20 protein-coding genes are annotated in these 22,534 nt (G+C 50.4%); 8 read left to right on the forward strand and 12 right to left on the reverse strand.

Going from position 1 to position 22,534, the window contains the following annotated elements; translation table 11 throughout:
• Positions 1 to 99 precede the first annotated feature (99 nt).
• The 3 genes from V7051_RS19455 to V7051_RS19465 form a co-directional block, all read right to left on the reverse strand.
• Positions 100 to 1,497 (reverse strand): ammonium transporter, encoded by a 1,398-nt coding sequence (locus tag V7051_RS19455; RefSeq protein WP_333873640.1) that lies wholly within the window; start codon positions 1,495 to 1,497, stop codon positions 100 to 102.
• A gap of 16 nt (positions 1,498 to 1,513) precedes the next feature.
• Positions 1,514 to 1,852, reverse strand: coding sequence for a P-II family nitrogen regulator (gene glnK, locus V7051_RS19460; RefSeq protein WP_006892406.1), 339 nt, complete (start codon positions 1,850 to 1,852; stop codon positions 1,514 to 1,516).
• A 101-nt stretch (positions 1,853 to 1,953) separates the two neighbouring features.
• Positions 1,954 to 3,327: a porin gene (locus V7051_RS19465; protein ID WP_333873639.1), complete on the reverse strand. Its 1,374-nt coding sequence runs from the start codon at positions 3,325 to 3,327 to the stop codon at positions 1,954 to 1,956.
• A gap of 419 nt (positions 3,328 to 3,746) precedes the next feature.
• Here V7051_RS19465 and glnA point away from each other — a divergent pair, with 419 nt between their 5' ends.
• From glnA to V7051_RS19495, 6 genes are all read left to right on the forward strand, one after another.
• Entirely contained in the window at positions 3,747 to 5,156 is a 1,410-nt protein-coding gene (glnA, locus tag V7051_RS19470) for a glutamate--ammonia ligase (RefSeq protein ID WP_333873638.1), read from the forward strand.
• 296 nt (positions 5,157 to 5,452) lie between these two features.
• The gene (gene leuC / locus V7051_RS19475; RefSeq protein WP_333873637.1) at positions 5,453 to 6,850 is read left to right on the forward strand and encodes a 3-isopropylmalate dehydratase large subunit; all 1,398 of its coding nucleotides are present in this window, start codon (positions 5,453 to 5,455) and stop codon (positions 6,848 to 6,850) included.
• A 14-nt stretch (positions 6,851 to 6,864) separates the two neighbouring features.
• A complete protein-coding gene (leuD, locus tag V7051_RS19480) occupies positions 6,865 to 7,476 on the forward strand; it encodes a 3-isopropylmalate dehydratase small subunit (protein ID WP_333873636.1) in 612 nt (203 codons plus the stop codon).
• Between the two features lie 66 nt (positions 7,477 to 7,542).
• Positions 7,543 to 8,256: an HNH endonuclease gene (locus V7051_RS19485; RefSeq protein WP_333873635.1), complete on the forward strand. Its 714-nt coding sequence runs from the start codon at positions 7,543 to 7,545 to the stop codon at positions 8,254 to 8,256.
• An 87-nt stretch (positions 8,257 to 8,343) separates the two neighbouring features.
• Positions 8,344 to 9,888 (forward strand): alpha-isopropylmalate synthase regulatory domain-containing protein, encoded by a 1,545-nt coding sequence (locus tag V7051_RS19490; protein ID WP_333873634.1) that lies wholly within the window; start codon positions 8,344 to 8,346, stop codon positions 9,886 to 9,888.
• A 96-nt stretch (positions 9,889 to 9,984) separates the two neighbouring features.
• Positions 9,985 to 10,185: a (2Fe-2S)-binding protein gene (locus V7051_RS19495; RefSeq protein ID WP_333873633.1), complete on the forward strand. Its 201-nt coding sequence runs from the start codon at positions 9,985 to 9,987 to the stop codon at positions 10,183 to 10,185.
• Positions 10,186 to 10,356: 171 nt separating this feature from the next.
• On the opposite strand, the gene V7051_RS19500 is transcribed toward V7051_RS19495, so the two are convergent.
• The gene (locus V7051_RS19500) at positions 10,357 to 10,638 is read right to left on the reverse strand and encodes a hypothetical protein (RefSeq protein WP_333873632.1); all 282 of its coding nucleotides are present in this window, start codon (positions 10,636 to 10,638) and stop codon (positions 10,357 to 10,359) included.
• A gap of 255 nt (positions 10,639 to 10,893) precedes the next feature.
• Here V7051_RS19500 and V7051_RS19505 point away from each other — a divergent pair, with 255 nt between their 5' ends.
• Both V7051_RS19505 and V7051_RS19510 read left to right on the forward strand, forming a co-directional pair.
• Positions 10,894 to 13,545 carry an MGH1-like glycoside hydrolase domain-containing protein gene (locus tag V7051_RS19505; protein WP_333873631.1) on the forward strand — a complete coding sequence of 884 codons (2,652 nt, stop codon included), beginning with the start codon at positions 10,894 to 10,896 and terminating at the stop codon, positions 13,543 to 13,545.
• A gap of 377 nt (positions 13,546 to 13,922) precedes the next feature.
• On the forward strand, positions 13,923 to 15,197 hold the full coding sequence (locus tag V7051_RS19510) for an esterase/lipase family protein (protein WP_333873630.1): 1,275 nt from the start codon (positions 13,923 to 13,925) through the stop codon (positions 15,195 to 15,197).
• 118 nt (positions 15,198 to 15,315) lie between these two features.
• On the opposite strand, the gene V7051_RS19515 is transcribed toward V7051_RS19510, so the two are convergent.
• The 8 genes from V7051_RS19515 to V7051_RS19550 form a co-directional block, all read right to left on the reverse strand.
• The gene (locus V7051_RS19515) at positions 15,316 to 16,746 is read right to left on the reverse strand and encodes an aldehyde dehydrogenase family protein (protein WP_333873629.1); all 1,431 of its coding nucleotides are present in this window, start codon (positions 16,744 to 16,746) and stop codon (positions 15,316 to 15,318) included.
• Positions 16,747 to 16,887: 141 nt separating this feature from the next.
• Positions 16,888 to 17,070: a hypothetical protein gene (locus V7051_RS24730; protein WP_442919732.1), complete on the reverse strand. Its 183-nt coding sequence runs from the start codon at positions 17,068 to 17,070 to the stop codon at positions 16,888 to 16,890.
• Between the two features lie 46 nt (positions 17,071 to 17,116).
• Entirely contained in the window at positions 17,117 to 17,527 is a 411-nt protein-coding gene (locus V7051_RS19525) for an ExbD/TolR family protein (RefSeq protein ID WP_333873628.1), read from the reverse strand.
• Positions 17,508 to 18,218, reverse strand: coding sequence for a MotA/TolQ/ExbB proton channel family protein (locus V7051_RS19530; RefSeq protein WP_333873627.1), 711 nt, complete (start codon positions 18,216 to 18,218; stop codon positions 17,508 to 17,510). Before V7051_RS19530 ends, V7051_RS19525 begins: the two co-directional genes overlap by 20 nt.
• A gap of 192 nt (positions 18,219 to 18,410) precedes the next feature.
• Positions 18,411 to 19,115: a TonB family protein gene (locus V7051_RS19535; protein WP_333873626.1), complete on the reverse strand. Its 705-nt coding sequence runs from the start codon at positions 19,113 to 19,115 to the stop codon at positions 18,411 to 18,413.
• A gap of 90 nt (positions 19,116 to 19,205) precedes the next feature.
• Complete coding sequence (locus tag V7051_RS19540) at positions 19,206 to 21,050, reverse strand: ShlB/FhaC/HecB family hemolysin secretion/activation protein (protein WP_333873625.1); 1,845 nt, start codon at positions 21,048 to 21,050, stop codon at positions 19,206 to 19,208.
• Positions 21,051 to 21,067: 17 nt separating this feature from the next.
• A complete protein-coding gene (locus V7051_RS19545) occupies positions 21,068 to 22,066 on the reverse strand; it encodes a substrate-binding domain-containing protein (protein ID WP_333873624.1) in 999 nt (332 codons plus the stop codon).
• A gap of 78 nt (positions 22,067 to 22,144) precedes the next feature.
• The coding region (locus V7051_RS19550; RefSeq protein WP_333873623.1) for a hypothetical protein at positions 22,145 to 22,534 on the reverse strand (390 nt) is incomplete at its 5' end.

Raw genomic sequence — 22,534 nt, forward strand, 5'->3', positions numbered from 1 at the left:
GATCTGATATGTTTTTTTTCTGCATTATTACTTTTCTTCAAACGCAAAAACGGGCGCATTGAGCGCCCGTTTTCTCGAAAGACTTACTTTTATATCAAATTAAATATGATACGCAGTTTCGCCATGCTCGGAAACATCAAGTCCTTCGCGCTCGACCTCTTCGCTAACCCGAAGTCCGATTACCATATCCACGATTTTGTAAGCAATAAAGGATACTACAGCTGACCAGACGATACAGACTCCAACTCCCCATGCTTGGCTAGTGACTTGACCGATCATATTGTATTCAGCCACGCCGTTGGCAACATAATCCCAAACGCCGGTGCCGCCCAGCGACGGACTTGCAACAATGCCGGTACCCAATGCACCGATAATGCCACCAATACCGTGAACGCCAAAAGCATCGAGAGAGTCGTCATAACCCAGCGCGCCTTTCAGCATAGTAACGGCCCAGAAACAAACCGCGCCGGCAACTAACCCTAAGAAAATAGCCCCCATAGGACCGGACCAGCCACATGCAGGCGTAATGGCTACAAGCCCTGCAACTGCACCGGAAGCACCGCCCAACATACTGGGTTTGCCGCGGAACAACCATTCTGCGCCTACCCATGCAAGCGTAGCGGCAGCACTGGCCAATAAAGTATTTACAAAGACTAAAGCGGCAAGTCCGTTAGCTTCCAGATTGGAGCCGACATTAAAACCAAACCAGCCAACCCATAATAAAGAAGCGCCAATCATGGTCATAGTTACACTATGCGGTGCAAGCGATTCCTTTTTGAAACCGATGCGCTTGCCTATCATCAAACAGCCTATTAAACCGGCAATACCTGCATTGATGTGCACAACCGTACCACCGGCAAAATCCAATGCACCTTTTTGGAACAAAAATCCCGCCGTTGCCCCGGCCGCTTCAGCTGCCGATGCATCAGTATAAGCATCAGGGCCAGCCCAATACCAAACCATGTGCGCCATCGGCAGGTAAGAGAAAGTAAACCAAATGAACATGAACAACAATACTGCCGAAAACTTAACACGCTCGGCGAAAGCTCCAACGATCAGTGCCGGAGTAATGGCCGCAAAAGTCAGCTGAAATGCGACATAAATATACTCGGGCACATAAACACCCTTACTGAAAGTGGCTGCAAGCGAATCCGGCGTGATGCCTTTAAGAAACATCTTGCTAAGTCCGCCAAAAAACGCGCTCCCCTCAGTAAATGCGATACTGTAACCGTAAATCGCCCACAAGATAGCCATCATCGAGAAAATCACAAACACTTGCATCAACATGGACAGCATATTCTTGGCACGTACCATACCACCATAGAACAATGCCAAACCGGGAATAACCATCAGGATAACCAGCACAGTCGCGACTATCATCCACGCGGTATCGCCTTTGTTAGCTGCAGGTGGGACCGGAACCGCAGTTTCGGCCAAAGAAAATCCCGCATAACCCAGCAAGGCAAACAAGACAAAGGTAGTTAAAAGTTGTTTCATAGTTCCCCCTTAAATATTAAAGCGCTTCTTCGCCTGTTTCCCCGGTACGAATCCGGACAACCTGCTCTAAATTGGTTACAAAAATTTTACCGTCACCTATTTTGCTGGTATTGGCCGCTTTGGTAATAGCCTCTACAGCCTGTTCCAGCATGTTATCAGCCACTGCTACTTCAATTTTGGCTTTGGGTAAAAAATCAACCACATATTCAGCGCCGCGATAAAGCTCGGTATGTCCCTTTTGACGACCGAAACCTTTTACTTCAGTCACGGTTACTCCGGAAACCCCTATATCCGAAAGCGCTTCGCGAACATCGTCGAGCTTAAAGGGTTTAACAACAGCAGTTATTAGTTTCATTTGAGCCTCTTGTATAAATTTAATATCCAGCGTGATCTCAAGCTTAAGTAGGGATGCAGAAAAGCATCGCCACCTACTTAAGCCGTTCCCATCAAACTGCGTTAGAAATTGACTCCGAAATCGGTAGAGAACAGAAATTGATCCTGCTTGTTATTACCGAAAGGACGGTACTGACCGCCTGTGGCAGCATTTCTGCCATCAACCCAGTCATAGCGGACATTTGGGCGAATATTCAGCCATTTCATCGGCTTCCAGTTCACACCCGCGGTAATTCCATAGTAACTGGCGCCATTGCCGGCATTACAGGTAGAGGTAAAATTACCGGCCGCGGCAAAACTACTGCCCGCACCATTGGTTGCTGCAGCGACGCGACCAGGAGAGCAAACCCTGAAACCGTTTTGATCGCGGAACCATTCAGCCCGAACACCCGCGGTCAGGTTATCTTTAATATCGTAAGTTAAATGAGAGTTGATGCCATACCATTCGGCATCGACATTCGGAACAGAAGTCAGAACGCCATTGGCATAACCATGATCATGTTGCAAAACCAGATGGGTTTTAGCCGTGATATTATGCTTCAACACCATACTGTATAGCCCCCAGGATTGGCTGCTGTGTTCCGATGTGCCGCCGTAGGTACCACTGATATTGGCTGAAGTATCCTTGTCGTCGCTGGTCCAGGTAGCACCTGCCAAGCCGCCCCAGTTACCCAGCTGTTTGTCAAAACCGCCATCCCAACCGCCGGTAGCACTGCCGGTAGTGGCACCGCCCATGACGGCCCAGTTTTTATCAACCGTATAATTTCCCATCACGCCGGTATGGGTGAACGGTTCGCCATATTGCATGGTGTAAGCATGGGTATAGAAAAAGTTATCAGGCGCAGGAACTGTCTCGTAGCCGATTGGCGTATAGAAGTGACCGGCCTTGATATTCAAGCCATTGCCGATAGGTGCATAAGCCTCGGCATAGGCCTGGGGCAGTGCGATATCGTAAAAGCGGTTATCATTGCCGTTGATCATATTAAGATCCCAATGGTTCCGGTTCAAAGGCTGCCCGGTATTCACATCAAATGCGGGAACACCATAAGCTTGGGTAAAAATAGAATCCGTACCGAACATCGCATCAAAACGTCCGCCGAAATCCCATGCGTTGCCTTCTGCTGCTACGGCACGTTGTACGAATATATTTAATTGATTTAACTGGAATTCGGCAGAACGATCACCGAAGGTAACCGGCCCATTGAAATTATTATCAGGGCTTGCCGCGTTGTAGGTGACTCCGGCGTTAGCCCAGCCACCGATTTTCAATCCAAGATTTTTCATGAACTGGCTTTCGTTAGGATCACCTACCGTTTCAAGCAAAGTGCTGGCTTCAGTTAGACTCTTCGCCTGTGCCACACCAAAAACAGAAACCAGCGCTATTCCTAAAGCCACCGGCTTTAGTTTAAAACGATTGTTGTTTAGATGGTTTTTCATAATTAAATCCTTAAGAATTGATTAAACTTAAAGCAAAATGCCTCCTAAAAAACCAAAAGCAAGTAAAATGCCAACTACATTTTCGCGATAGATCACCAGATAACAAACCCCAAGCACACTAAATTTATTTCATTAAATTTCAATCGGTTGAGAGACTTATTAGAAATAAAAAATAATTTAAATGTACGCCTAATCATGTAGTTAACACAACAAACTAGAAATAATCCGCACAAACTTTGGGCGAGTCGAGCCACTATAGCACCATAATTGGGCATCATAAAACATGCCCCCTCTCGCTTTTAAAACACTGTTTATTCCGCCTCGTTTTTTTAGTGGCTAATCCATCAAAAAAAATGGTATCGTTACATCGTTTGGCATAAACGCTGATCCCATATAACTCATCTCAGGAGACGAAATAAATGTCTGCAGCAAAAGTACTTAAATTGATTAAAGAAAACGACGTAAAATTCGTCGATTTTCGTTTTTGTGACACCCGCGGTAAAGAACAACATGTAACATTTCCTGCCCATTCTATTGATGAAGATACGTTTGAAGAAGGCAACATGTTTGACGGTTCTTCAGTTGCAGGCTGGAAACACATCAATGAATCAGACATGATCTTAATGCCTGATCCATCTACCGCAGTTATGGATCCATTCTTTGATGACAACACACTGATCTTGCGTTGCGACATTATCGAACCTAAAAACATGCAAGGTTACGAACGCGACCCACGCTCTATCGCTAAACGCGCAGAAGCCTACCTAAAATCAACCGGCATTGCAGACACAGCATTTTTCGGTCCTGAGAACGAATTCTTCATTTTTGACGATGTCCGTTGGGGCACTGACATGAGCGGCTCTTTCTACAAAGTCGATTCAGAAGAAGCGGGTTGGAACTCAGAAAAAGTCTATCCAGACGGCAACACCGGTCACCGTCCAGGCGTTAAAGGCGGCTATTTCCCCGTGCCTCCAGTTGATTCTTTCCAAGACATGCGTTCAGCAATGTGCTTGACGCTGGAAGAAATGGGCCAAGTAACTGAAGTTCACCATCACGAAGTTGCAACTGCCGGTCAATGCGAAATCGGCGTAAAATTCAACACATTGGTTAAAAAAGCCGACGAAGTTCTGGAATTGAAATATGTCGTTGCTAACATTGCACACGCATACGGTAAAACAGCGACTTTCATGCCAAAACCACTGGTTGGCGACAACGGCAGCGGTATGCACGTACACCAATCTTTAGCTAAAGACGGCGTTAACCTGTTTACAGGCGACTTGTACGGCGGCCTGTCTGAAACTGCACTGTTCTACATCGGCGGCATCATCAAACACGCTAAAGCATTGAATGCTTTTACAAACTCATCAACTAACAGTTACAAACGTCTGGTCCCAGGCTTTGAAGCACCTGTTATGTTGGCTTACTCAGCACGTAACCGTTCAGCTTCTATCCGTATTCCTTTTGTTAACAACCCAAAAGGCCGTCGTATCGAAGTACGTTTCCCTGACTCAACTGCAAACCCTTATCTAGCATTCTCAGCCATGATGATGGCCGGCTTGGACGGTATTCAAAACAAAATCCATCCTGGCGATGCTATGGATAAAGATTTGTACGACTTACCTGCGGAAGAAGCGAAAAACATCCCGCAAGTCTGCCACTCTTTTGACCAAGCATTAGACGCTCTGGACAATGATCGTGAATTCCTGACACGCGGCGGTGTTTTCACTGATGACGCTATTGATGGCTTTATTGCATTAAAAATGGAAGAAGTAACTCGTGTTCGCATGAGCACGCATCCAGCTGAATACGATATGTACTACAGCTTGTAAAAAGACGGGCGGCTTTCTACAGCCGCTCATCCAAAGCACGCCAAAAAACGCCCCTCAATGGGGCGTTTTTTTTGTTTGTGGAAAACAATTCCACCTCAAAAGACCGCTTGATTTTTTTAATACAACCCCTCATCTTAGTAAATACCTTCTGATACGAGAGTATTTCTGCCAAATTGCAAATTACATCTCTTTTAGGGGATAATATGCAGTTACGCATAGTCTTACTATGCTTTGATTGACCCCGTAACACGCCATACGCTCGACTTAGAGCCGCTATGCACGCTTTGGAATACGCTATGAAAAAGACCATGTATGAAAAAATCTGGGACAGCCACCTTGTCGTCGATGAGGCAGGGCAAGCTCCTTTGCTTTATGTTGATCGGCATTTGATGCATGAAGTCACCAGCCCACAGGCCTTTGAAGGCCTGCGTTTGTCGGGCCGCAAGGTGCGCAATCCGCACAGCATTCTTGCCACGATGGATCATTGCGTACCGACCAAAAACCGCGACCTGCCTATTGCCGATCCTATTGCTAAAAAACAGATCGAAACCATGGCTGAAAACTGCCGCGAAAACGGCCTGAACCTGTACGATATGAAAAACCCGAATAACGGTGTGATTCACGTTGTTGTACCTGAGCATGGCTTTGTTCATCCCGGCATGGTAGTGGTTTGCGGCGACAGCCATACCGCAACGCATGGTGCTTTCGGCGCGCTGGCATTCGGCATCGGCACTTCCGAGGTTGAGCATGTGATGGCGACCCAGACCTTACCGCAGAAAAAATCCAAAACCATGCAGGTCGTGGTCAATGGCGCATTATCCAAATACGCGTCGGCAAAAGATATTGCGCTGGCGATTACCGGCAAGATCGGCACTGCGGGCGGCACCGGCTATGTAATCGAATATACCGGTTCGGCAATCAGGGACCTGTCAATGGAAGGCCGGATGACGCTGTGCAACATGGCGATTGAAGCTGGAGCCAGAGCCGGATTGGTCGCTCCTGATGAAAAAACTTACGAATACCTTAAAGGTCGCGAGTTCGCTCCCTCCGGTCAGTATTGGAATCAGGCATTAGCTTACTGGAAAAGCCTGCCCAGCGATGAGGGTGCGGAATTTGATGCAACCGTCACGTTGGATGCAGCCGATATTGCGCCGCAAGTTTCTTGGGGAACGTCACCGGAACAAGTGGTTGGGGTCGATGGTCTCGTGCCTGCGCCGGAAAGCTTTACCGACGAAATCAAACGCAAAGCTTGCGAAAGCGCACTGGCCTACATGGGCCTGACGCCAAACACCAAAATAACCGACATCCCCGTTGATTTGGTTTTTATCGGCTCTTGCACCAATGGCCGTATAGAAGATTTCCGGATTGCCGCCGAAGTCGCAAAAGGCACCAAAGTTGCCAATGGCGTTACCGCGATTGCCGTCCCCGGCTCTTATCACGTCAAGCAACAAGCTGAAGATGAAGGACTGGATAAAATCTTCATCGATGCCGGTTGGGAATGGCGCGACCCAGGATGCTCGATGTGTCTGGCGATGAATGGCGACGAACTGACCAAAGGCCAACGTAGCGCATCGACTTCAAACCGCAATTTTGAAGGCCGTCAGGGTAAAGGCGGACGCACGCATTTGGTTTCGCCTGCAATGGCTGCGGCCGCAGCGGCGGCAGGCCATTTTGTCGATATTCGCAAACTTTAAGATCGGAAAGAATTATGGAACCGTACAAAAAACATGAAAGTATTGCAGCATTGATGAATCGCAGCAATGTTGATACCGACCAGATTATCCCCAAGCAGTTCTTAAAAAAAGTTGAACGTAGCGGCTTTGGTCAGCACCTGTTTCACGATTGGCGTTTTAATGACGACGGCAGCGATAACGTGGAGTTCGAGCTGAACAAGCCTGCATTCAAAGGCGCTAAAATCCTGGTGGTCGGCGACAACTTCGGTTGCGGCTCATCACGCGAACACGCGCCTTGGGCGATTGCCGACTATGGTTTTAACACCATTATTTCCACCAGCTATGCCGATATTTTTTATAACAACTGTTTTAAAAACGGCATCCTGGCAATCAAAGTCGATAAAGATCAGCTGGACAAATTGATGGCCGAGATTGCCGCCAACGAAGGCGTGCGTTTTGTCGTAGATCTTGAAAACCAGCAGGTAACCACACCCGGAGGCAACAGCTTCAGCTTTGAAATCGACCCGTTCCGCAAAGGCAACCTATTAAGCGGCTTGGATGACATCGGCTTGACCTTAAAGCATGTCGATAAGATCACGCAGTACGAGCAACAGCATAAGCAAAACTTTCCTTGGCTTTGGGCTTAGATTCGTAAGTAGCTGGGATTTGCGCGTTGGCTTATCCCTCTACGCGCTGCTTATATAGGTTAATACATGTCAGAAGAACGATCTCGAAACCTATTAGATAGACCTCAAGCACAAGCGTGGTTTGATCATCATCCTAATGCTAAGGCCCAATTCGATATAGCCGTTGGTTTTTTATGCTCGAAATATTCGGGAGATAATGATGGGTACGTCAACATAGGTAAGAGTAATCCTGCTCAGTATCGTTTCAACTATAAAGATAGTGGGTATGTTTCCGTTTGTGGTCAGGTTGGGGCTGCTATTGTAAAATTTGGAACAGAAAAAGATAGCCCTCGATTTGAGGTTAGAACCAAACACGACTTAGTGGCAATATCTGATTTTTTAAACCAACATTCTCAGAAATATGCAGGCTTTAAATCTGTAGATGGTGACTTTAAACAAACTGTAGCACGGGCTTTTGAATTATCCGATGACCAGATACAATCCAAAATTAACAACAACGCTACAGAGCCTCCTGAAAAAACTCAAAGTAACGTAACACGGTACGCTCGAAGACGTGATGTAGTGATCCAATGTCGGAATTTAGCCAAAGGTATATGTGGAAAATGCAAGCACCCTGCTCCATTCCGCAAACGCTCTAATAATGAGCCATTCCTTGAAGTTCATCACATGATACCTCTTTCAAAGAATGGTATTGACGCGGTGGAAAATACTATTGCGCTGTGCCCAAATTGTCACAGAGAAATTCATGACATATTCGGCATGAATCCAGAGGATGAATAATCTTCTAACCATGTAGGTCGAGTTAGCGTAGTCTAACCCAACAAAATATTAATCAATCCGCTTACATCGAGAACACAGGCGACAATCATGTCCACCGATTCCAGACACATCCAGCTGATGGACACCACTTTGCGTGATGGCGAACAAACCCAAGGCGTTTCGTTCACCCCCGTAGAAAAAGTCAGCATCGCTAAAGCCTTGCTGCAGTCGCTACGGGTGGACAGGATTGAGGTCGCCTCCGCCCGTGTCTCTCAAGGCGAAAAAGAAGCGGTCACTAGCATTAATGAGTGGGCGAAACAGGAAGGCTTTGCCGGACGCGTTGAAGTCCTGGGCTTTGTCGATCACACGCGCAGCGTTGACTGGATACTGGAAACCGGCGGCGAAGTAATCAACCTGCTGATCAAAGGCAGCGAGAAGCATTGCCGCGTACAGCTGGGCAAAACACTCGCACAACATACCGAAGACGTATTGCAAACCGTCAACTACGCGCTGGAAAAAGGCCTGAAAGTCAACGTCTACCTGGAAGACTGGTCGAACGGTTATCACGATGACCCGGACTATGTTTACGGCTTGATGGATAACTTACAGCATTCCGGCATCAGCCATTTCATGCTGCCCGATACCCTCGGCGTTTTGTCGCCTGACGAAGTATTGTCAAGCTTCAGCGACATGTGCAACCGCTATCCGAAGCTGCAATTCGATTTTCATCCGCACAACGATTACGGATTGGCTACCGCCAATGTAATGGCCGCAGTTCGCGCCGGGGTAAATGCCATCCATTGCACCGTTAATTGCCTCGGCGAACGCGCAGGCAACGCCTCAATGGCTGAAGTAGCCGTTGTATTGCGCGATAAAATGAACATGCAACTATCTATCGATGAAAGCCATATCGTCCGCATCAGCGCAATGGTCGAAAACTTTTCCGGCAAACGTATCGCCGCCAATGCGCCGATAGTCGGTGCCGATGTTTTCACCCAGACCGCAGGCATCCATGCCGACGGCGACCAAAAAGGCGGACTGTACAAAACCAAATTAGGCCCGGAACGCTTCTCCCGTACCCGAAGCTATGCATTGGGCAAAATGAGCGGTAAAGCGTCGCTGAAAAAAAACCTGGAAATGCTGGAACTGGATCTATCCGAAGAAAACCAGAAAAAAGTGCTGGCCCGCATCGTCAGCCTAGGCGATTCGAAACAGACCATCACCACCGACGACCTGCCCTTTATCATTGCCGACGTACTGGAGAGCAAGAATTACCAGCACATCAAGCTGCTCAATTGCTCGATCACCAGCGGCCTCGATTTGGAATCGACCGCCAGCCTGCGGGTCAAAGTAATCGGCACGACGCATATTGCTTCAGGCTCCGGCAACGGCGGCTTTGATGCGTTCGTCGATGCCATTAATAAAGTGATGGAACAGCATAACTACACCCTGCCCGCCCTGGCCGATTTTGAAATACGTATCCCCAAAGGCGGACATACCAGCGCCTTAACCGAGTGCGTCATCACCTGGAATTGCGACGGCGAATTACGCAAAACCCGCGCTGTACATTCCAACCAGGTTTTTGCTGCGGTCTTGGCTGCGCTTAAAATAATCAACATGCAACTGCACGAGCTTGGTTTAAGTCAGGCTTGAAAATCATTAGAACTCTACTGTAGATCTCACACTAAGTGCTCTAACGGTGTCCCGTTAAGGTACTTTACGGCTGCATACTGAAAGCACCAAGACACTATGAATGATATTAACCAGGACAAAAAGGACGTTATTTGTCACTGTAGTGGAACAACTAAAGAGCAAATTAAAGAGCTAGTGAATAATGGAATCGACGATCTGGACGGCATATCCAGAATGACCGGCGCTTGCTCAGGCTGCGGAGCCTGTGATGTTTCAGTACTGGAATTGCTGAAAGATATCGCTAATTCCGGTACTTAACTCTATAAAGGCTGCAACCGACAACAAAGACCTACGAGACCTCAGCCACAAATAACGATAACGCCCTGCATCGCTTATTGGCGGCTGCAAGCGCCAAATGGGTTATTTTGATTGAAATTAGTAAAGATTTGAGACCACAGTTTCTTATAAAAAAAGTGGCCTCCCTCCTTATTATCGAGGCACACCTCCAGTGCCCGATTCCGACCCCCTACCTGAACTATCCCTGCCTTTAGCGCCCGGAACTCCGGCGTTTGCTTTATTTCTTTTATTACGATGACTGTCTTTCTTGTCGTAGGAGCCCGCATTTCCCCGGTTTTGCGAATCGTTCCCGGTGCCTGACGTATCGGAAGAACCGGTATTTCCTCCTTGGCTTCCGGTCTGTGCTTGACCTTCTTTCCAGTTACTTAATGCAAGCGCCCCAATTAGCAAGATTAATAACATTGAATGTTTCATAATTGTTCCTCTTGAATATGATTTCATAACAGTAATATACGGCTTAAAAAGTCGTATAGCTGATCGTAATCAGGTATATATAGCGTGTCTGTCGGGTATCAGACATAAAGATATAAATATGTGATGCCCCTATCATCAAGGCCGGTCGATGTGGTACCGGATAGGTTTTCCCGCAGTCAAATGTCGGGCAACGGAAAGCAGTTGTCCGGCCTACGGTAACTGCCGAATTATGCTTAAACCATTGTGGAAGCCAGCATGACAAAACCAGCCAACAAATCCCAAGTGAATACTGAAAAACATCGCATGCTGGCACAAAATAGCGGCGAGGCAGCTTGGCGATTATGGGGCCCGTACCTGAGTGAGCGTCAATGGGGTACGGTGCGTGAAGACTACAGTGAAGACGGGGATGCCTGGAACTATTTTAGCCACGATCACGCCCGCAGCCGCGCCTACCGCTGGGGCGAGGACGGCATCGCGGGCCTCTGCGATGAAAAACAACATCTGTGTCTTGGCTTGGGCCTATGGAATGGACAGGATACTATCCTCAAAGAGCGCTTGTTCGGATTGACCAATGGCGAAGGCAATCACGGCGAAGACGTCAAGGAGCTTTATTACTATCTCGACGCAACTCCCAGCCATTCCTACCTGAAAATGCTGTACAAGTATCCGCAACAGGCATTTCCTTATACGACGCTGATTGAAGAGAACCGCAAACGCGGCAGAGATCGGCCGGAATTCGAATTGCTGGATACCGGCCTATTCGACGACAACCGTTACTTCGATGTGTTCATAGAATACGCCAAGGCCGATGTCGATGACATCCTGATGTTAATTACCGCTCATAACCGCAGTACCGACGCCGCCCCGCTGCATATCCTGCCGCAACTCTGGTTTCGTAATACCTGGAGCTGGGGCTACGATGCGACCCGCCCTGCCCTTTTTGCCGACGAAACCGACAGCATCAGGATTCAGCACGCAGACTTGGGCAGCTATCATTGCTATTTCGACGGCGATCCCGACCTGCTGTTCTGCGATAACGAAACTAATCTACCGCGTTTATATCATCAGCAAACTCCCGGCTATTTCAAGGATGCCTTTCATGACTACGTCATCCACAGCAATCGACACGCAGTCAATCCGGAGCGACACGGCACCAAGGCGGCTGGGCATTTCCGCTTTTCTGTTCCGCCCCATGGCAAGGTTGAAGTGCGTCTGCGCCTGAGTAAAAATCAGAATTTACAGCCTTTTAATGACTTCGATGCCGTTTTGGCTGAGCGTCGCAACGAGGCGGACGATTTTTATGCCGAGCTGCAAACGGCTATAACGGATACCGATGCCCGATTGATTCAACGTCAGGCCTTGTCCGGTATGATCTGGAGCAAACAGTTCTATTACTATGACATTCCGCAATGGCTGAAAGGCGATCCGGGAACCATCCAGCCGCCGCCACAGCGTCTCAATGGACGCAACAGCGATTGGCAACACCTGAACAATGCCGACATCATTTCCATGCCCGACACTTGGGAATACCCGTGGTACGCCGCATGGGATCTGGCGTTTCATTGTGTGACACTGGCAATGATCGATCCCGCCTTTGCCAAAAACCAGCTGCTGCTGATGGCACGGGAATGGTATATGCACCCTAACGGCCAGATACCGGCTTACGAATGGAAATTGGGCGATGTCAATCCGCCGGTGCATGCCTGGGCCGCATGGGAGGTCTATAAATCCGAATGCCAATGCAACGATGGCACTGGCGATCTCGACTTCCTGGAACGGATCATGCACAAATTGATCATCAATTTTACCTGGTGGGTCAACCGTAAGGACGCCGATGAAAACAATGTCTTCCAGGGCGGCTTTCTCGGTTTGGATAATATCGGCGTGTTCGATCGTAGCGCCCCGCTTCCGGCCGGCGGCCACATCGACCAAGCCGACGGCACCAGCTGGATGGCGATGTATTGCCTGAACCTGATGCGCATTGCGCTGGAGCTGGCCTTGCATGACCGTGTTTATGAAGACATCGCGACCAAGTTTTTCGAACATTTCCTCTACATCGCCAACGCAATGAGCAACATCGGCGGCGATCAGCATATCGGTCTTTGGGATGAAGAAGACCAATTTTTCTATGACGTACTGCGCTCCCCCGACGGTAAAGCGATTCCGCTCCGGGTGCGCTCGATGATCGGGCTGATCCCGTTTTATGCAGTAGAAATTATCGAACCTGAATTACTTGATAAGCTGCCTGACTTCAAACGCCGTATGAAATGGTTTCTTGATTACCGCCCCGACTTGGCCGCATTAGTCTCAGACTGGAACGAGCCGGGACACGGCGATCGCCGCTTGCTGTCCCTGCTTCGTGGACACCGGATGAAAAAACTGCTGCAACGGATGCTGGACGAGACTGAGTTTCTATCCGACTACGGCGTCCGCTCCCTGTCGCGTGCCTATCATGATCAGCCTTACGTGGTTAGCTGTGCCAGCACGCCCATGGGCGTACACTACCAGCCGGGTGAAGCCGAGTCCTGCATGTTCGGCGGCAATTCCAACTGGCGAGGCCCTGTCTGGTTTCCGGTCAATTATTTGTTGATCACTTCGCTCAGGCGTTTTGCCGGTTTCTACGGCAAAGACTTTAAAATAGAATGCCCGACCGGATCGGGAATATTTTTATCTATCGATGAAGTTGCGGATGAATTATCCCGGCGACTTACCCGGATTTTCCGCAAAGACTCAAATGGTCGCAGACCCGTAAACGGTTGCGATGAAAGACTGCAAAACGACCCGCATTTTAAAGATTACCTGCTATTTTACGAATATTTCCACGGGGATAACGGCAAAGGCTTAGGGGCGTCACACCAGACCGGCTGGACCGGGTTGGTGGCGAAATTGCTCCAACCGCATCCGTGAAAGAACCCGCTCTACGCTGCTCAAACATAATCGCCGGTAAGCCTGAGCTTGTAATAACAAACGTCTGGGACTCCTCAAGCCGGCGCAATGTTATCCGAACGAACACACTTGCGAAAAACCGCTGGATTTAATACTGCAGTTTATCGCGTTATTCCGCACGCACTATGGCTTTATGCTCGAAATAAATTAACTCAACAAATAAATTGTTAACGCTTTCAGCAGCCCGTTAGTGCGCTGCCGTACCGACTACGGCTGGTTTTACCCATATAGTATTTAAAAGTTTTGACAAGAAACCCGTATCGCCTAGAAGTCCTATTAATGGGCGAGATCACTTACCCGTCTGCGGCTACCTTGTTTCTGTGCCGAGGGAAAATACTATGAACCATCAACAACGCAAAAACGACTCCCTGCTAACGCGCGGACTAGGATTGATATTTTTCTTTATATTTTGCAACACAGCAGCGGCTATTGACTCCGCTGTGAAAGCTGATGCCGCGGCTCAGCCCAACATAGAGTGCGTGTTGAATTGGGCGCAAACGTTCTACCCCAACCTGTTTTCACCATTGGTATCAGGCGTGCAATCCGTTTCGACCTTTACCTACCGCTATTACCCCAACACCAACGCTTATGTGGGCTTTTCCTCCGCCGACAACCATATATATTACTTGGGACCGAACGATGTTTCGCCGCAGGACCAGGGGGATATATCCGTTTGGCTGAAAGAATCCGGGTGTGGAGCGGTATTGTACCCTGTCATATTTATTCATGGCATAGCGTCTTCTGCCGACACATGGATACCCTATAGAGACTACCTGATCAACAATGCCACCTGGATATTCGGCGGAATACCGACTTACAACCAAGTCACAAAAACGACAACTATCAGCTGCCCAGTCAACCCAAGCCAGTCTGTTTCGTGTACCGGCAACGCTGGCGACTTCTATACCTTAAATTTCTCTGATAATCAGGGTTTATCTTTTGATGTGCAGGGTGGCGAACTAGCCGCAATCATTAAATCGGTTTTAGATGCAAACCCCGGAAAAACGCAGGTTCTGCTGATTAGCCACAGCATGGGCGGTCTTGCTGCAAGAGAATATCTGCAAGGATTGGCGCGCGAGTTAAATGCCGTAACGACAATTCCGTATCGGGGAGATGTTGTCAAACTCATTAGCGTTGGGACACCGCATCAAGGAAGTTTCTGGGCCGATGCCTGTCACAATAATTTCGATATCCTCAATATTTCCGGTAACATCGGTATTTGCAATCTTCTATCTTTGCAAATCGACCCAAACAGTATTGCAATCCAAGATTTACAACCCAATAGTCCAGCTCTGAACGTTCTTAACGACTTAACAACTCATCCCCTTCCAGCCAATATATCCTATGTTTCGATAATTGGAACGGGGCAACCCACATTGTCCGGTTTGATTAATTTCACAACAGGGGATGGTCTCGTATCGGATGCTTCCCAAGATTTACTAACAGTAACCGGGAATCTTCCTCTGCAACAAAAATCGGTCAAAATTGACATCCCTCTCCGGGGCTGCGGCAATCAAATAGATATACCTTCTGTTGGGAACGTTGGCGAAACGCATACGTGTGAGACAACAGATCAAGGCGTAGGGGCAGAAATTTTGAGGGATTTACAATAGGATCGTCCCCTGTTCTGCCTATCCATTGCGGATGGACGTATATTTTCAAGCGCGACAAATGATTTGCCAGTTAATGCTTTCGGCGAAACGGTCAGCGGATCGTATTCTGTATAACTAACTACAAAGCTGAAGAATGGATGACCGCCATTTTTTCAACCTGCATATCGCGGAAAGCATAAGAAATACCGCCGGTTCCATAGCCGGATTCGCGCAAACCGGCGAACGGCATCCAGTCGACACGAAACGCAGTATGGTCGTTAATCATCACCGTCGATGCGGCTAAATGTTTAAAAGCGTATAAGGCGGTATCAATATTCTGGGTCGCAATAGCGGCCTGGAAGGCATAGGGCAGAGCGTTCGCTTGATCAATCGCTTGGTCGATGTCGATATACGCATAAACGCAAATAACCGGACCGAATATTTCCTGTTGACTGACCTTGCTGTTTACCGAAGGGTTGAATAACACCGTCGGCCGATACATCGAAGCAGAAAGTCGTTTGCCCCCGGTGATCAACTCGGCATTTTCGGCGATGGCTTCATTGACCCAGGATTCAACGCGATCCACTTCCCGATGCCGGATCAAAGGCCCTATATCAGTGCCGGTATCTGCAGGATTGCCTACTGACATCAGCTCTGCCAATACCGCAAGTTCGGACGCCACTTTATAGGCGATGGATTGATGGGCATAAATGCGTTGCACGGAAACACACACTTGGCCCGCATGATAAAAGCCGCCTTTAGCCATTAAAGGTAATATCTTATTAAGATCGGCATCCTCGGCAATAATCACAGGTGCAACTCCGCCATGTTCCAAAGAGTAACGTGTTCCGGGCGCCAGCTTTGATCGTAATGCCCAGCCAACCTCGGCACTGCCGATAAAACTGAAAAAGGCTACACGCTTATCCGTCACCAATTTTTCGGTAACCCTATTATCGTCAATCATAACCGGCTGACACCAAGCAAGCGGCAATCCGGCTTGGTGAAAAAGTTCAACCAGTGCAAAAGCGGATAGCGGAGTTTCCCGTGCCGGTTTAATAATGATCGGACAACCTGCAGCAATCGCCGGACCGACCTGATGGACGATTAAATTAAGCGGATGGTTAAACGCACTGACCGCAACGACAGGACCGATAGGTTCTCTATGAGTAAAAGCCAGTCGATTCATCGATGCCGGATTTAACTGCATGGGGATTTCGGTACCATGTTCGGAGCGTAGGCATTCGATACAAATTTTGATACCGTCGATAGCCCTTAACAGTTCAATTTGGGTGTCCGAATAAGGCTTGCCGCCTTCGGCAATGGCGACGGCTATTAATTGTTCGGAACGTGCCTGCATGGTCAGGGCTACACGTTCCAAAATGGCAATACGTTCATGAGCCGGCAACCAGTTTTTCCTGTCACGAAAAACCTCGGTCATGTTTTTTAAAACGACCTCAGCGCCTTCGGCATCAATACATTCAACCGAACCGACTGGTTTTCCGTCATAGGGTGAAAAAACCTCAATGATTCCGGAAGCTTTAACGTTAGGACTATTGATTGGATAATGCATAAACCCCACCCAACATTCATCTGTCTTTTTAACAGGATATTCCAAACGTGATTAGCAAACAAATAGGTAGTTGTTACTATTTACCATGAAAACTACCGGCTATAACGCTCAATGGCTCACTGAAGCACTGGCTCCATCTGATCACCCCCTCAAGGAAAACATGAAGCCCGTGCGCCGCCATTCGCTGATCGACACCGTGTTCGATAACGCCGGATTGAGCACACGCTTCACCCGCTCTACTTTAATTTTTCGGTCAACTTGATGGCGGGCATCACTGCCTATTGCCAGCTCACTTTGTCTCTGACCAAGGTCAATCTCTTGCATTCAGCTTAATGGCTTATTCCGAATTCAGGTTATTTGATACCCAATCTTATTGCTCCACTGTCACGAAGGACAACTTGCCGATCCCGGAGCGTTGAGCGCTGGTCATGACCTTGGCTACCGAATCGAATACGGCGGCTCTGTCGGCCTGCAACTGAACGCTAATGTTGGGATCGCGTTTCTGCAAGGCCTGTAGTTCGCCTTCCAGATTGGGCAGAGGCACCGGCTTGTCGTCCAGCATCGCCTCGCCGCCGGCGGTAACGGCCAGGATGGCTACGTGCTTGTCCGGCGTCGGCTCGGTCTGTTCGGTTTTCGGCAGTTCAACCTTCACCACCTGGGTCAGCAACGGCGCGGTGACGATAAACACGATCAGCAACACCAACATCACGTCCACCATTGGCGTGACGTTGATTTCACTCATTTCGCCGCCTTCGTCGTCGTTAGGCAGGTGCATGGACATAATCGTTCTCCCGGTCAGCGTTGCTTAAATCGTTTTCAATGCAGGCGCGTAAAAAATCGGTGGCAAAATGTTCCAATTGCGCAAGCCGCAGCCGGTTCTGGCGTAGAAAAATGTTATAGGCAATCACCGACGGAATCGCGACCGCCAGACCAACCGCAGTCGCAATCAAAGCCTCGCCGATCGGTCCGGCCACCACTTCCAGGCTGGCGCTGCCTTTCGCACTGATGTCTTTCAATGCGTGCATAATGCCCCAGACAGTCCCGAACAAACCCACGAACGGCGCCGTCGTACCAATGCTGGCCAGCCAGCCCAGGCCGGAATCGAACAAGGCGCGTTCCTTTTGCAGTTGCTGACGCAGGCTGCGTTCGATCAGCTCATGCCAGGCGGCGGAATGGTGCAGGGTTTTCCGGGATTGCGCCCTGGCCATGACATAGGTCTGTCGGCCCACCTGCCATAAGCGGCCGACCGGTGTTGCCAATTGCTTGCCTTGCAGTGGATTTTGCTCCGTTCCACCGGCAATCAGTTCGTTAAGATTGATTTGCGGCATCAGTTGATTCATCCGGTAGCGGTGCCAAAGCAGTTCGCCGGACTTCAGCAAAATCACGCTCCAGGTCAATACTGAGAAGCAGGCCAGCAGCCACAGCGTGCCATCGACGATGGCGGTTTCGGAAAAATTCAAAGTATGGTTCATAGTATTTTCGTTACCGTTCTATTTGTTTAAAATCATTCCGTGCAACTATCCCTGTCGTCTGCCCAAATCGTCCTTAATTCAGGCAGTTGACGTCCTTGTTGAGCTAATCCAGATGGATGGATGAGTCAGCGACCTATTGCGGGCGTTTCATCCCATCCAGCTCGAATTGAATCGGCGATAATCGGAGCTAAATCACCCGTCCTGGGTGAATGCCAGCGTAATCGTCACCGTCATCTGCCGCGGTGGCTTCGCCATCGGTGCGGAGCCTCGTGCCGCCTGCAGCGCCTTTTCATCGAGCAGGTCCGAACCGCTGCTCTTATTGATGGCCAGCGAGCCCGGCAGGATATCGCCGCTCTCGGTAATGGTAAAGCGGATCACCGGCGCGCCTATGTAACCGCTGTCGAGCGCTTCCTGCGGATATTCCAGATGCTTCTGGATATCCTGCTTAAGACCGGCGAGATACTTACGGATCAGGCTTGCTTCCGATTCGCGCGGCATTAAGGTTTGCTGCACCTGCTGCACTTCAGCCCCTTTGGGCATCGCCTGCTCGACTGGGGCCGGCGTGGGCGTGGTCTCGATCTTCTCCGGCAGTTTCTTCGGCTTTACCGGACTCTGTGCTTTCTTCGCCGTCTTTTTCGCGACCTCCTGGAGCGGCGGCACGGGCGCTTTCTGTGCACTGCGCGGGCTGTCGTCGCCCTTCTGCTTCTGATCAATCTGACGGTTGCTGACCATGCCGACGAACTGCACGACCAGTTCTTCGTTTAGGGGCGGCTTAGTCCGGTTTTCGCTGAATATACTCATAGCCACCAGCGCATGCAGCGCCAGAGAAACGACCAAGCCGAGAACACCGAAGCGGCAACCGGATAAAATCGCCTTCGCCCCTGCCAGCAAGCTCATCGTCTCATTTCCCCTTCCCGCCTACGGTGCACATGTCCTCGCCCTTCGTCTCCAAGCATTCCCAATTCATATCGATGTCTCCTTTAGCGTTCAGAAAGTCACGCCGATCTGCGCCCGTATCCGGTAGTCGTCCGCGCTTGCCACGGCAGCCGGGATCGGTCCGATGCTATGCGCGAACTGGACCAAGCTATTGAAAGGCCCCCAGCCCGCGTAATAACCCACGCCGACGTCGGACAGCTGGACGCTGTTATATAGCGCATAACCGGTATGCTCCACATAGACGCCTCCTGTGTCGGCGAACACGCCGGCCGCATGCTTAATACCGCCCCACTCCGGCAGGGCATAGCGTAGTTCGGTGCCCACCATGAAACCGTTGTCGCCGGTCACCGTCTCGCGGTAAACCTTCAAGCCGCCGCAGCTGCTGCAAGTCAGGCTTATCTGCTCGATGGAATCGAGATTCTTGTCCAACAGCGCCTTCTGCATGCCGGCCGTAGCGTTCAGGCTCCACAACGGGCTCAGCGAGAGCATCGCGGAAAAATCAATATTAAGCCGCGCGTAATCACCGGCGGTGTTGGTTCCGGCTTTGTTCAGCGCTTTCTGCGCAGGGTCGTCGAAATCGAGATTGCCGTAGGTAAAGCCTCCGGTCACGTTGCTGTAGAGCCCCATGCCGAATAAAGAACCCCAATGTTCATTGCGCAAGCTCAAGGTGGCGGTTTCAGCCTCCCTGGAAATACTGAGATTCGACACGCCGATGTTGTCGCGCAGCAGCTTTTTCGCCACTCCGAACGCCAGGTAAAGACTTTCCTCGCGGCTGCGCAGCAGCGGATAGCTCAGCGTTGACTCAAAATAAAAGGCATCGCCGGTCGCATTGAGATTGGAATAAGTGGAGCCCAGTTCGTAAGTCGTCACCGCCGCCGAGAATTCCGCCCGAAGACCGTTATCCATCAGCGGGAAGTTGTACGACGCGCTGCCGTTGACCAGCCCGGTACCGTCGCTGACCATCCCGCGCAGGTTGAGCTGATCGGCAAAGCCCAACGGCGAATTCAACGACGCGCCGCCGCTCAGGCGATACTCGCCAGTGTAGCGCGAGCCCAGGTTGTCGCCTAAGAGATAGCCTTTGACCCGTTGGTCCTTGGGCACGCCGATACTGAAATCCGAGGTGCCTACAGCTTTTCCTCGCACGATTGTGAGCTTGGGCAATGCCGCTCCGGGCATGTCGTCGACCAGCAGCATCGCGCGCTCAAGGTCGGCCCGCGACACCGCTTTATCCCCCTGCAACGACTCGAACATACCGAGCAGCATGCCGTCGCTGACCAGCGACTGATTGTCGAGCGTGAACTTGCCGTACTTGCCGACGATGATGCGGATAGTCAGTACGCCCGAGGTGGCGTCCTGCTTCGGCACATAGGCCCGCGCCACTGGGTAGCCCCGGCCCCGGTAAAGCGCGGTGATCTTCGCGGCGGCTTTCTGGATTTCGGCCATGTCGAGCGCGCGGCCCTTATAGGGAGCGAGTTCGGCCTGCAACTCGGCTTCCGGAATAAACTCGGCGCCTTCCAACCGGAACTCGCGCACCATCAGCGTTTCGCCTTTGGGCAGGACCAGCGGACGGGTGTCCTGCTCGACGATTTCCGGCTCGGGCGACTCGCGCGGCGTGGGACGGCGCGGCGGTTGCGCGTCCTTGACCGCGTCGCCGGCGCGGTAGTTGGGTATCTCGGGGGGCGCAGCCTGGCTGACGCCGAAAAAACTACAACCCGGAACCAGGGCGAAAAGAATCAATAGCCGGCGCTTTGCAGCGGCGGCGGAGCAAGAATGTCGGTTCATGTGCTTAATCGATAATAATGTCTGGAGGAAAAAGCCAGCCGCCGCAGGCGCGGCGGCCGGCATACCGGCGAGCGAAGCAAAAAACGTAACCCTGTTTTTAGCTTGACCGGTCAATTAAATCAGGAAAAAACTCAAAACGTTACGTAGCAGTGGTTAGTCAAAAACGTGTTCCATGTGCCCGATCCAACATCCATGTAAGACACTAGATTCGCCGCGACGGTTTCCTGAGTGCTATCGGCAATATCGATTAGAACGCCGTACTGTGCGAGCACATAATCCGGGAACTTCACATATCGATTTGTCGGATAGGTAGTGGAATTGCACACCTGGGACCAGCCGACAAATCCGCCGGTTACCGAATTGCTGTCGATAGCCGTCAAAGTGAGATCGACATTGTTGTACTCGCATTGCCACTGACTACCCGAAACCAGGCCATTACATGCCGATGCGGTATTAGTGGTCGCGTTATAAATATATGTCGCCGGAGTACTCAAATCCGAGTATCCCGATCCATTGGGAGGCGTTCCACCTCCCATTGGATATAAAATTTGGGTACTCGCAGCAATGCCGTAAGGTGCGCTGCTATGATTTGCGATCGCGATCGTACCTGCGGCAGGTGTACCGGAAGCATGATTAAGGATCACGTATGATGTCAGACCATCTGCCGTAGCGCCATGCGTTTGCCCTGTCGCAAAATAATCCGCCGCAACATGGGAACCGTAAGCATTGGGCGACAGCAAAAACACCGGTACGCCGTTGGCATAAGGAAATGAGCTTCCCAAAGCTACGGTCACCGCATCCGCAAAACTTTGATCGGCGGACAGGAATAATGCGATGTTATACGGATTACCACCGTTAATGCTGGAAGAAATGGTGCCGGACGAACCTTGGCACAGGTTGACTTTATAGGACGTGCCGGCGACGTAGCCGTTGGCCAAGTCTTTCGCGGCATCCTTGAAATTGGACGCCACCGCAACGTTGATCGTTGTGGTGGTCGGCGTCACTGAGCCCGTTGCGCTGTAGTAAAAATTACTTCCGCCGGGGCAATCGACGGCATAAGCATAGGAGGACACAAGCAATAATGCTAACGCTGAAATAACGTTGCCGGTGTGTCTTGAAAATCGATTCATGTTTTTTCTCCAAAAAATTAAATGTGGACCTGCGTGGCGACCCCGCAACGCAGGATGTTGCGACTATCGGATGTTGAACTATTCAGTTGTAGCCCCCTCGGTTTTACCCTCTTCATCTAAGTTATAAACCACTCCATCGACCTCGATACGCTGCACATGCGCGGAATAGCTGTCGGGTTCGATGGAAACAATATTGCTGTCAATTGAGGATGGCGCCGGGGCCGAAACGGTGTTCGCGCCGGCCAGGATACCGGCGGCGGCAGCTGAGGAGCCGGTCTGCCGTTGAACATCGGCGATCCGGGTCGAGGCCACCTGCGATACGGTCCCGGCAACCGCGACTTCCGCCGCCTGAGTGGCGGCTTGCTGAGTGACGGCCTGCTGTGCGGCCGCATCGGCGGCGGCTTTCGCGGCCACATCGGCCGCAGCTTTTGCAGCCGCATCGGCCGCAGCTTTTGCAGCCGCATCGGC

Source organism: Methylobacter sp. (genome assembly GCF_036845245.1).
Taxonomy (GTDB): Bacteria; Pseudomonadota; Gammaproteobacteria; order Methylococcales; family Methylomonadaceae; genus Methylobacter_A.